The sequence below is a fragment of the Micromonospora alfalfae genome (assembly GCF_022230925.1).
In the GTDB taxonomy this organism is placed as follows: domain Bacteria; phylum Actinomycetota; class Actinomycetes; order Mycobacteriales; family Micromonosporaceae; genus Micromonospora; species Micromonospora alfalfae.
Genome location: NZ_JAKKFH010000061.1, coordinates 110,159 through 120,969, shown reverse-complemented (window position 1 = coordinate 120,969; position 10,811 = coordinate 110,159). Strand labels below are relative to the sequence as shown.

Genomic DNA, 10,811 nt, shown 5'->3' with positions numbered 1-10,811 from the left:
GCTAGGCTTCCCCGATGCGCGGAATCCTACTTGCCGGCGGCACCGGGTCCCGGCTCTGGCCGATCACCCGGGCGGTCTCGAAGCAGCTGATGCCGGTCTTCGACAAGCCGATGATCTATTACCCGCTCTCCACCCTGGTGATGTCCGGGGTCCGGGAGATCCTGGTGATCACGACTCCGGAGGACCAGGACCAGTTCCGTCGGCTGCTGGGCGACGGCAGCCAGTTCGGGCTGCGGCTTGAGTACGTCAGCCAGGAGCGTCCGGAGGGCATCGCGCAGGCGTTCATCCTCGGCGCGGACTTCATCGGCACCGAGTCGGTGGCGTTGGTCCTCGGCGACAACATCTTCCACGGAGTGGGTCTGGGTCGGCAGCTCGCCGACCACCGTGACCCGGTCGGTGGGCGGGTCTTCGCCTATCAGGTGGCCAACCCGCAGGAGTACGGCGTGGTCGACTTCGACGCCGATGGTCGGGTGCTCTCGATCGAGGAGAAGCCGGCCCGCCCGAAGTCCCGCTACGCGGTGCCCGGCCTCTACTTCTATGACAACCGGGTGGTGGACATCGCCCGCAAGCTCACCCCGAGCGCCCGCGGCGAGCTGGAGATCACGGCGGTCAACGAGGTGTACCGGGAGACCGGCGAGCTGGCGGTGACGGTGCTGGATCGGGGCACCGCCTGGCTGGACACCGGCACGTTCACCTCGATGATGCAGGCCGCCGAGTTCGTCCGGGTGGTCGAGGAGCGGCAGGGTCTCAAGATCGGTTGCGTCGAGGAGGTCGCCTGGAGGGCTGGCCTGATCGACGACGCGCAGCTGCGCGCGCTCGCCGAGCCGCTGACCAAGAGCGGTTACGGCGACTACCTGCTCGGTCTGCTCGACGACCAGGCCGGCGACGAGGGGGGTTCCTGGTGAAGATCCGGGAGCTGAGCATCGAGGGTGCCTGGGAGATCACCCCCCAGCAGCACGGCGACCCGCGTGGCATGTTCATGGAGTGGTACCGCTTCGACAAGCTCGCCGAGGTGGTGGGGCATCCGCTGCGACTGGCCCAGGCCAACCTGTCGGTCTCCGCGCGTGGCGTGGTGCGCGGCGTTCACTTCGCCGACGTGCCGCCCGGGCAGGCCAAGTACGTCACCTGTGTGCGGGGCGCGGTCCTCGACGTGATCGTGGACCTGCGGGTGGGCTCGCCGACCTTCGGTCGTTGGGAGGGCGTCCGACTGGACGACACCGACCGTCGGGCGGTCTACCTCAGCGAGGGGCTGGGGCACGGGTTCTGCGCGTTGACCGACGACGCGACGTTGAGCTATCTCTGCTCGGCCACCTACAACCCGACCGGCGAGCACGCGGTGCACCCGCTGGACGAGGAGTTGGGCATCGAGTGGCCCGCCGACGTTCCACTGCTGTCCGCCCGCGACGACGCGGCGCCGACTCTGGCGCAGGCCCGCGAGCGGGGCCTGCTTCCGGAGTACGACAGCTGCCGGCGGTTCGTGGCGAGCCTCGGTCCGGACGGAATGTCGCACTCAACCGGTATGTGACAGCGCTCGGGGCACGACCTGTGGTCTGACAGTGACGAACCGGGCCTCCGGGCGGCTAATGTCACACCATGGAGCGGCGAATCTTCGGCCTCGAGACCGAGTACGGCGTCACCTGCACCTATCGCGGGCAGCGGCGGCTGTCCCCGGACGAGGTCGCGCGGTATCTGTTCCGTCGCGTGGTGTCCTGGGGCCGGTCGAGCAATGTCTTCCTGCGCAATGGGGCCCGGCTCTACCTGGACGTCGGGTCGCATCCGGAGTACGCGACACCGGAGTGCGACTCGGTGACCGATCTCGTCGCCCACGACCGGGCCGGCGAGCGGATCCTGGAAGGGCTGCTCGTCGACGCGGAGAAGCGACTGCACGACGAGGGCATCGCGGGTGAGATCTACCTGTTCAAGAACAACACCGATTCGGCCGGCAACTCGTACGGCTGCCACGAGAACTACCTTGTCTCGCGGCACGGCGAGTTCGGCCGGCTCGCCGACGTGCTCATTCCGTTCCTGGTCACCCGGCAGTTGATCTGCGGGGCCGGCAAGGTCCTGCAAACCCCGCGCGGCGCTGTCTACTGCCTCTCGCAGCGAGCCGAGCACATCTGGGAGGGCGTCTCCTCGGCGACCACCCGCAGCCGCCCGATCATCAACACCCGCGACGAGCCGCACGCTGACGCCGAGCGCTACCGGCGGCTGCATGTGATCGTCGGCGACTCCAACATGAACGAGGTCACCACGCTGCTCAAGGTCGGCACCGCCGACATCGTGCTGCGGATGATCGAGGCCGGGGTGGTGATGCGCGACCTGTCCCTGGAGAACCCGATCCGGGCCATCCGGGAGGTGTCGCACGACATCACCGGCCGGCGCAAGGTGCGGTTGGCCAACGGCAAGGAGGTCAGCGCCCTGGACATCCAGCAGGAATACCTGGCCAAGGCCACCGAGTTCGTCGAGCGACGCGGCGGCGACCAGGCCGCCAAGCGGGTCGTCGAGCTGTGGGGCCGGGTGCTCAACGCGGTGGAGAGCGGCGACCTGGAGCCGGTCTCCCGGGAGATCGACTGGGTCAGCAAGCTGCGGCTGATCGAGCGCTACCAGCGCAAGCACGACCTGCCGCTGTCGCACCCCCGGGTGGCGCAGATGGACCTGGCCTACCACGACGTGCGCCGTGGCCGGGGCCTCTACGGGCTCCTGGAGCGCCGCGGCGACGTCGACCGGGTGGCCACCGACCCGGAGATCTTCGAGGCCAAGGAGACTCCGCCGCAGACCACCCGGGCCCGGCTGCGGGGCGAGTTCATCCGGCACGCCCAGGAGAAGCGCCGGGACTTCACCGTCGACTGGGTGCACCTGAAGCTCAACGACCAGGCGCAGCGCACAGTGCTCTGCAAGGATCCGTTCCGAGCGTACGACGAGCGGGTGGAACGGCTGATCGCCAGCATGTGACCGGTTGCCGGCCCCGTCGGTGCGCTGCGCCGACGGGGCCGGTCAGCCCGGCGCACCGAGCGGTTAAGCTGAGCGCGCCATGACGACTTCTGGACCTTCCGACCGCTCCGAGCGCGGCACCGAGCGGCAGAACTGGGTCGAACGCCGGCGGGAGAAGATCCGCGCCGAGATCGACCGTAACCGGCGCGGTGACTACACAGTGCCGACGTGGGTGCTGGCCCTGGCGCTGGTGCTCATCGTGGGCGGCTGGCTGGCCCTGATCTTCCTGGCCTAACCCACCCCACCCCCCACCGGCGCCCCACCCCACCCGCAGCGCGCGTTGATCATGAAGTTATTGCCATGACACGCCGAGGCGGCGGGCAATAACTTCATGATCAACCGGGCTCAGGGTCGGGCCGGGGCCCGGGGTGGGGGTTGGTTAGGGGGAGGAGGGTTGCGGCGTGGCGGCCGGCGGCGGCTGCCGCCAGGAAGTACGCGTGGTCGGCGTCGAGGCCGCGGCCCATTGTGGACAGGGGTACGGCGCTGGCCCGCAGCGCGGCGTCCAGACCGTCGGTGAGCACCCGGACGATCCGGTGCCGGGCCGCCAGGGGCGCCAGCGCCGTGTGCACCTCGGCCGCGAGGGACGGCGCCAGGTCCTCGGGCACCACCAGGTCCGCCGGGGCGAGCGCCACCCGGCCGTACGCGGTGAGGCTGTGGTGTGACACGCCCCGGTGTCGGGGGCGGGGATCGGCGTCGGAGATGCGCAACGAGCCGACCGGCTTCCCGCCCAACGTGGCGATCGCGTTGACCGCCTCGCCGACGGCGACGCCGGAGAAGCCCCACCGGGTTCCGGTGCCCAGGTTGCCCGGTCCCTGAGCCACGATCGCCACGTCCGCGTGGAGCACGTACCGGGCCGCGAGCAGGCCGCCGTGCAGGGTGGTGGCCTCCAGGTCGCCGCCGAACGCCTGCCCGACGGTGATCGTGCCGGCCAGTTCGGCCCGTAGCCCGGCGAGGGTGCGGGAGAACCAGGCGGGCAGCGCCCCGCCGTCGGTGAGCAGGTACGCCACCCGCGCCTGCGGGGCGTCGGCCCGGATGCCGGCCAGGATCGCCGGGAGCGCCGAGTGCAGGTCGGCGGTGACCACCGGCAGGCCGCCCAGGTCGTCCGCGTCGGCCAGCACGTCGCGGTGCGGGGACGCCTCCTCGTCGACGCCGAGCAGGATCGGCTGCAACGGCGTGTAGCGGGCCTTGACCAGGTGCCCGGCGTCGCGGGTGTCGGCGACGTCCGGTGGGTCCGGCGGCAGCCGGTCCGGCAATGCGACCACCAGGGCGTACCCGCCGGTGCCCAACCCCATCAGCAGCGCACCGGCGTTGAGCAGCACCCGGTCACCGGGCTCGGGCGTGCCGACCAGCTCCGGGTAGGCCAGCGCCCGCATCCGCGTGCCGTCGGGCAGGTCGACGTCCAGCTCCACCGCCCCGGTCCACTGCCGTCGCAGCGTCGCCACCGTCCCCGTACGCCATCGCACCATGACGGGCACGCTAGCCGCGCGGGCCCGGCGGCCCGCGCCCGGGTGTGGGTCAGGCCGGCTCGGGGCCGCCGGCGTCCGGGCTCGGCCCGGCCTGGGTGTGTCGGGCGGTGCCGGTGGCGCCCGGCATCGAACGGGTCGGGTCGAGGAAGACGAAGCGGATCTCCGGGTATCGCTCGGTGAGCCGCCGCTCGGCCTCGTCGGCGGTGGCCTCGATCTGCGCGCCGGTGGCCTCGTCGCGGAAGTCGACCTTCGCGGCGACAAGGATGTCCTGCGGGCCGAGCTGCATGGTCAACAGGGTGTCGATGCGCTCCACCTCGGGCAGCCCGGCCAACTCCTGCTCGATCTCGCGGCGCAGCCGCTCCGGCACGGCCCGGCCGACCAGCAGCGACAGGTTGTTGCTGGCGAGGATCCCGGCGACGGTCAGCAGCAGCAGGCCGATCAGGATCGACGCCACGCCGTCCCACACCTCGTCGCCGGTGGCGTGCGACAGGCCGACGCCGAGCCCGGCCAGCACCAGACCGATCAGGGCCGCGCTGTCCTCCAGGAAGACCGCCTTGACTGTGGTGTCGGCGGTCAGCCGCAGAAACCGCCGAGGCGTGGTCTGCCAGCGTCGCGACTCGCGGCGGACCTGCCGCACCGCCCGGCCCAGTGAGATCGACTCGATGACGAACGACACCCCGAGCACGATGTACGAGATGAGGTAGTCGCCGCTGTGCTCGTGCACCAGGATCGTGGTGACGCCGTGGGTGACGGCGAAACCGGCGCCGGCGACGAACGTGAACATGGCGGCGAAGAACGCCCAGACGTAGCTTTCCTTGCCGTACCCGAAGGGGTGTCGCTGGTCGGCCGGACGGGCGCCGCGGCGCAGCGCCTGGAAGAGCAGCACCTCGGTGGTGGTGTCGGCGACCGAGTGCGCCGCCTCGGAGAGCATCGCGGCTGATCCGGAGATCAGCCCGGCGATCAGCTTGGCGATCGCGATGGCGAGGTTGGCGGTGCCGGCGACGACGATGGTGCCGACGCTCTCGCTCTCGGGCCTGGCGTCCGCTTGCGGCATGAGGATCACCCTATGACCGTGGACGGCGACGCGCCGGGGGGAGGCCCGATCCGAACAAGTGTGCGGCACGCCCGCGTGGGTGCACGGTCTGGGCGGGTCGGCTGCTAGCGTCTACCGCGTGTCGCGGACCCGCACCGAACGCCTGGTCAACCTGGTGATCTGCCTGCTGTCCACGCGACGGTTCCTGACCGCCGCGCAGATTGCCGCGACAGTGCCCGGTTACGAGCACGATCCGGACGACGCGCGCGACCACGAGGCGTTCCAGCGCAAGTTCGAACGGGACAAGGCTGAGCTGCGCGAGCTGGGTGTGCCACTGGAGACGGGCACGGCGAGCGCCTTCGACGCCGAGCCCGGCTACCGGATCGCCCACCGCGAATACGCGCTGCCCGACATCCTCCTCGAACCGGACGAAGCCGCCGCGGTCGGCATCGCCGCCCGGCTGTGGCAGCACGCCGGGTTGGCCGCCGCCGCGTCGTCGGGGCTGGCCAAGCTGCGTGCCGCCGGTGTGGACGTGGACCCGCAGGCGACCCTCGGCCTGGAGCCGATGGTCACTGTCGACCCGGCGTTCGCGCCGCTGACCGCCGCCGCCCGGGACCGCCGCGAGGTGGGGTTCGACTACCGGGTGCCCGACCGCGACGCGCCCACCCGGAGGCGGCTGCAACCGTGGGGCGTGGTCTGCTGGCGCGGCCGGTGGTATGTGGTCGGCCACGACCAGGACCGGGAGGCGACCCGCTGCTTCCGGTTGTCCCGGGTTGTCGGCGCGGTCCGGGTGACCGGCTCTCCCGGCGCCTACGAGCCGCCGGCAAACGTCGACCTGATCAGCCACGTGGCCCGCTGGTCCGGCCCGGTGGAGCGCACCGGTCGGGCCACGGTGCTGGCCGCGCCGGGGCGGGCCGCCGGGTTGCGCCGTTGGGCGGTGGAGGTGACCGCCGGGCCGGACGGCGACCGGCTGGTGCTGCCGTACGCCGACCCGGACGGGCTGGCCGGCCATCTCGTCGGCTACGGCCCGGACGTGCGGGTCCTCGACCCACCGGAGGTCCGCGAGGCGGTCATCCAACGACTCAAGGAGATCGCCGTGCGCCACGACGAGCTAGCCGTCAGCGGAGGCGCCAGGTGACCCGCCCGGCCGCCCGCAACGGTTCCCGCGCGTCCGCCGACCGGCTGGCCCGACTGCTCAACCTGGTGCCCTACCTGCTGGCCCGGCCCGGCATCGAGATCGCCGAGGCGGCCGGTGACCTGGGCGTCACCGAGCGCCAGCTCCGGGAGGACCTGGAGCTGCTCTGGGTGTGCGGGCTGCCCGGGTACGGCCCCGGTGACCTGATCGACATGGCGTTCGACGGTGACCGGGTGACCATCACCTACGACGCCGGCATCGACCGACCGTTGCGGCTGACCCCAGACGAGGCCCTCGCACTGGTGGTGGCGCTGCGGATGCTGGCCGAGACGCCCGGGGTGGCCAACCGGGAGGCCGTCGAACGGGCCCTCGCCAAGATCGAGGCTGCGGGCGACCTGGTGGGCGCGCCGGTGGCGGTTCGGTTGCCCGGGGACACCGGGCGGGTCGAGGCGCTGCGCGCCGCGGTGGAGGGCGGCAAGGCGCTGCGGATCACTTACTACACGGCGGCCCGGGACGAAACCACCGAGCGTGTCGTCGACCCGCTGCGGATGCTGATGGTCGGCGGTCGGGCGTACGTGGAGGCGTGGTGTCGGCGTGCGGAGGCCGTCCGGCTGTTCCGCGCCGACCGGATCGACGCGGTCACCGAGTTGGACGAGCCGGCCACGGTGCCGCCGCAGGCAGTCCCGCACGACCTCACCGAGGGCGTGTTCCGCCCCTCGGCCGACCTGCCGTTGATCACCTTGCGCATCGGCCGGGGCGAGCGGTGGATCACCGAGTACTACCCGTGCGAGCGGGTGGAGGCCGGCGACGGCGACCAGTGGCTCGTCTCCCTGCGGGTCACCGACCTGCTGTGGGCCCGCCGGTTCGTGCTCGGCCTCGGCCCGGAGGTGAGTGTGGTCGCCCCGGTCGCGTTGGCCGAGCAGGTGCGGGCGACGGCGGCCGCCGCGCTGGACGCGTACGCAGTGCCCGCGCCCACGGCCGTGCCCCGGCCGCCCGAGGTCGACCCGGAGCGCACGCCGTCGGGTGACAGGGCGGTGGCCGGCCGCACCCAGTAGGCTGACCGCCGTGCTGATCTGGATCGTGCTCGCGGTGGTGCTGCTACCCCTCGTGGCGCTCGCGTTGGCAGTGCGCCCGTTGCTGGCCCGGCTGCCCCGACTGCGCCGCGCCGCCGTGGCGTTGCAGCGGCGGGCTGCCGAGGCCGAGGCGCTGCGGGAAACCGCCGAGGCGCTGCAACAGCGCGCCGAGGACGTCCAACGTCGGCTCGACACCACCTCCGACCGACTCGCGGTGATCAAGGCCAAGCGCGGCTGATCGAGTACGCACCCGCCGGTGGTTGACGGATCATCGCGGGTTGGTCAAGACTTCACCCTCCCGCCCAGACCACCACCACCCAGTGGGTGGCGGGCAGCCGATCCGCACGTACGATGGGCTGCGTACCACCCCCCGGACACAGAGCGACTGGAGCTTCTCATGGGTGCCCTCAAGCCGTGGCACATCGCTGTTCTCGTGGTTGTGCTGATCCTGCTCTTCGGTGCGAAGCGGCTCCCCGACGCGGCCCGTTCGCTGGGTCGGTCGCTGCGGATCATCAAGGCCGAGACCAAGAGCCTGCAGGACGACGACCGCGACCTCGCCGAGAAGGCCGACGCGCAGGCCGGCTACCAGCCGCTGCCGCCGCACGCCGGGCAGCAGGCGCCGTACGCTGGCCAGCCGCAGCAGGCCCCGTACCAGCAGGCGCCGCCGCAGCAGCCGGTCGTCGACCCGGTGCACCGCGTCCGCGACAACTGACCGAAGGGCCCCACTCCCGTGGCCTTCGCACTGCGTAAACGCGGCCCAAAGGCGTTCGAACGGGCCGCCGACGGCTCGATGACGCTCATCGAGCACGTCCGTGAGCTGCGTAACCGTCTGTTCCGCGCGTCGCTGGCAATCGTCGGCGGCTTGATCGTCGGGTTCTTGCTCTCCGAACCTGTGTTCCTGCTGCTTAAGCAGCCGTACTGTCGGCTGCCTGACACGACGGACGCGTTCGGCAATTGCCAGGATCTGCTGGCCCTGGCACCGACGACTGGCTTCGTGTTGAAGCTGAAGTTGGCGCTCTGGCTCGGGCTGATCATCGGCGGGCCGGTCTGGCTGTACCAGCTATGGGCGTTCATCGCGCCCGGTCTGCACCGGCACGAGCGCAAGTGGGCCTATGTCTTCGTGTCCATCGCCGCGCCGCTCTTCGCCGCCGGGGCGGCGCTGGCATACGTTGTGGTCGACAAGGGTCTCGGTTTCCTGATGGAATCCGGGGTGGGCGGGCTCTCGAACCAGTTCGAGGTCAGCGCCTACATCGCCTTCATCACGAACATGATCCTGCTGTTCGGGGTGGGATTCGAGTTCCCCCTAATCCTGCTCATGCTCAACTTCGCCGGGATTGCCAGTGCACGGCGACTGCTCAGCTGGTGGCGGGCAGTGATTTTTATCTGCTTCGCCTTCGCTGCCGTTGCCACTCCGGACCCTGGGCCCTTCGGGATGACCCTGCTGGCGCTGTCGCTGTCCCTGCTGTACTTCGTTGCGGTCGGGATCGCGTTCCTCAACGACAAGCGGCGTGGGCGGGGCAAGGATATCTACGCCGGCATCGACGACGACGAGGTGTCGCCGCTGGAGTTCGACGCGGACCCGGTCGTGGCCGGGCAGCGGGTCGACTCGACCGCGCCGATCGGCGTACCCGAACCGGTCGCCCCACCGGCGCCGATCGAGCGTCGCTACGACGACATGACCTGACGGCCGCGCACCGACTGATCACCGATGCCGCCCCCGCCTTTCGGGGGCGGCATCAACCTATCTCGATTGGTGACGCCGGTAAGACCCGGACGCCAGCAGGTGTGGCCGCCAGCAACACCCCGTCGGCCAAAATCAAGGGCCCGATGCCGGCGGGGCCTACCGTCGGCGACGCCGTCACCGCCACGTCGGCGAGGCGGTGGTGGCGCTGGCGGCCAAGTCAACTCGGAGACTACCTCTGCAGGACGCGAATCGGTGCCTGGCGGCGGTCACCGACGAATTCGGGCTTCCGGAGCCAGGCCTGCGAACCGCGGTGGCGCTGATCGCCGCCGACACCTGCGAGCGGATCCTCGACCGCAGCATCCCCACCGAGGTGGGAACCCACCGTCTCTACATGGCGAGATCCGAGGGTAGCCGGTTGGACGACCTTCTTCCGGCCGTCGCCGGCCTGGGCCGCGCATCTCGAAGACGATCTCGGTGGGCGGGGCCGGCGACGATCTGCGAACCCGGCTCGCCGCGCTGGCCTGGACTGTCCTGAGCCGATTGACAGCTGGAAATCCGGCTTGAGGCTGCACTGCCCGGGGGCTAGGGCGGCCGCGACACGCGCGCCTGATGATCCTCGGCAGTCCGTACCGGACCGCCAAGGCGTGACCACATCGCTCAGTCGAGGCTGCGGAGGGCGAATCGCGGCAAGCGATTGACGCCTATCCGACAGATGTTGGTGTAGTGGGAAGGTCACTGATAGACATGAATCATCTTTTAATGGAGGGAGCCAAATGTCATCCCGATCGGCGTTCGTCAGAAGGTTTGCACTTGTAGTGGGTGCATCTGCTGCAGTCGTTGTTGCAACGGGTCTTCCCGCGCAAGCTCACTACAAGCAGTTGAGCACGCGTGGCTGTGGCGTCTTGGGAACGCAAGTCTGTGGCTATGGCTGGATTTCGAGCGGTCACACGCAGGTTGGAGCCTGTGATCAGGTAGCAGACGGCTACGGCCTTTTTGTTGAATGGCGCTTACAGAATGGCGCTACCGGGCGCGTCAGTGATGCCAATGGTTCAACATCTGGGTGTAGCCTGGCCACGCCTGGAACTGCGTCCAATCCTATCGTTGCATGGGATGTTTGCTCCTCTCAGGGAGGGGGACTTGAGGTTTGCTACTACGGCAACTCAATGGGCACTCCATGATTTAATTGATGGTCGTTAGCAGTCGAAACCCGCATCGGGCGGCGTGAGCCGGCTCTGATGCGGGTTTCAGCTGTGCACGAATTCCGGGCTTGCTGCTGCGTGTTCGTCCAACGTCCCCATCCTGTCGTCTGTGCGTGTCGGTGCCACTTCCGTTTTTCCGGGGAGCCCTCGGCTGCAACCGCTAAGCACCACTGCGACTTGTGTAACCTGTAAACTGTTGTGTAAATGCCAGAGGGCTTGGTGGCTGCAAG

General features: G+C 70.1%; 11 protein-coding genes. 9 read left to right on the top strand and 2 right to left on the bottom strand.

What is annotated here, in order from left to right; all coding sequences use genetic code 11:
• Positions 1-14: 14 nt before the first annotated feature.
• From rfbA to MED01_RS32670, 4 genes are all read left to right on the top strand, one after another.
• Entirely contained in the window at positions 15-905 is an 891-nt protein-coding gene (gene rfbA, locus MED01_RS32685) for a glucose-1-phosphate thymidylyltransferase RfbA (protein ID WP_238672308.1), read from the top strand.
• Positions 902-1,525, top strand: coding sequence for a dTDP-4-dehydrorhamnose 3,5-epimerase (gene rfbC / locus MED01_RS32680; RefSeq protein ID WP_238672307.1), 624 nt, complete (start codon positions 902-904; stop codon positions 1,523-1,525). Before rfbA ends, rfbC begins: the two co-directional genes overlap by 4 nt.
• A 68-nt stretch (positions 1,526-1,593) precedes the next feature.
• Entirely contained in the window at positions 1,594-2,952 is a 1,359-nt protein-coding gene (gene pafA / locus MED01_RS32675; RefSeq protein WP_210781723.1) for a Pup--protein ligase, read from the top strand.
• A 79-nt stretch (positions 2,953-3,031) separates the two neighbouring features.
• On the top strand, positions 3,032-3,226 hold the full coding sequence (locus MED01_RS32670) for a hypothetical protein (RefSeq protein WP_238672306.1): 195 nt from the start codon (positions 3,032-3,034) through the stop codon (positions 3,224-3,226).
• Between the two features lie 100 nt (positions 3,227-3,326).
• Here MED01_RS32670 and MED01_RS32665 read toward each other — a convergent pair whose 3' ends face one another.
• Both MED01_RS32665 and MED01_RS32660 read right to left on the bottom strand, forming a co-directional pair.
• Complete coding sequence (locus tag MED01_RS32665) at positions 3,327-4,457, bottom strand: DUF3866 family protein (RefSeq protein ID WP_238672305.1); 1,131 nt, start codon at positions 4,455-4,457, stop codon at positions 3,327-3,329.
• A gap of 49 nt (positions 4,458-4,506) precedes the next feature.
• Positions 4,507-5,511 carry a cation diffusion facilitator family transporter gene (locus MED01_RS32660; protein WP_238672304.1) on the bottom strand — a complete coding sequence of 335 codons (1,005 nt, stop codon included), beginning with the start codon at positions 5,509-5,511 and terminating at the stop codon, positions 4,507-4,509.
• A 118-nt stretch (positions 5,512-5,629) separates the two neighbouring features.
• Between MED01_RS32660 and MED01_RS32655 the strand changes: the two genes are divergently transcribed.
• From MED01_RS32655 to tatC, 5 genes are all read left to right on the top strand, one after another.
• Positions 5,630-6,628: a helix-turn-helix transcriptional regulator gene (locus MED01_RS32655; RefSeq protein ID WP_238672303.1), complete on the top strand. Its 999-nt coding sequence runs from the start codon at positions 5,630-5,632 to the stop codon at positions 6,626-6,628.
• Positions 6,625-7,680: a helix-turn-helix transcriptional regulator gene (locus MED01_RS32650; RefSeq protein WP_238672302.1), complete on the top strand. Its 1,056-nt coding sequence runs from the start codon at positions 6,625-6,627 to the stop codon at positions 7,678-7,680. Before MED01_RS32655 ends, MED01_RS32650 begins: the two co-directional genes overlap by 4 nt.
• 10 nt (positions 7,681-7,690) lie before the next feature.
• Positions 7,691-7,936, top strand: a complete 246-nt coding sequence (locus MED01_RS32645) for a hypothetical protein (protein ID WP_238672301.1) — start codon at positions 7,691-7,693, stop codon at positions 7,934-7,936.
• A gap of 159 nt (positions 7,937-8,095) precedes the next feature.
• Positions 8,096-8,410 (top strand): Sec-independent protein translocase subunit TatA, encoded by a 315-nt coding sequence (gene tatA / locus MED01_RS32640; protein ID WP_124855346.1) that lies wholly within the window; start codon positions 8,096-8,098, stop codon positions 8,408-8,410.
• Between the two features lie 18 nt (positions 8,411-8,428).
• Positions 8,429-9,382 carry a twin-arginine translocase subunit TatC gene (gene tatC / locus MED01_RS32635; protein WP_238672300.1) on the top strand — a complete coding sequence of 318 codons (954 nt, stop codon included), beginning with the start codon at positions 8,429-8,431 and terminating at the stop codon, positions 9,380-9,382.
• Positions 9,383-10,811: the final 1,429 nt, after the last annotated feature.

What these genes read in the sequence shown, in the direction of transcription:
- rfbA (WP_238672308.1), top strand. Translation starts at nt 15, where the DNA reads ATGCGCGGAATCCTACTTGCCGGCGGCACCGGGTCCCGGCTCTGGCCG.
- pafA (WP_210781723.1), top strand. Translation starts at nt 1,594, where the DNA reads ATGGAGCGGCGAATCTTCGGCCTCGAGACCGAGTACGGCGTCACCTGC.
- MED01_RS32670 (WP_238672306.1), top strand. Translation starts at nt 3,032, where the DNA reads ATGACGACTTCTGGACCTTCCGACCGCTCCGAGCGCGGCACCGAGCGG.
- MED01_RS32665 (WP_238672305.1), bottom strand. Translation starts at nt 4,457, where the DNA reads ATGGTGCGATGGCGTACGGGGACGGTGGCGACGCTGCGACGGCAGTGG.
- MED01_RS32660 (WP_238672304.1), bottom strand. Translation starts at nt 5,511, where the DNA reads ATGCCGCAAGCGGACGCCAGGCCCGAGAGCGAGAGCGTCGGCACCATC.
- tatA (WP_124855346.1), top strand. Translation starts at nt 8,096, where the DNA reads ATGGGTGCCCTCAAGCCGTGGCACATCGCTGTTCTCGTGGTTGTGCTG.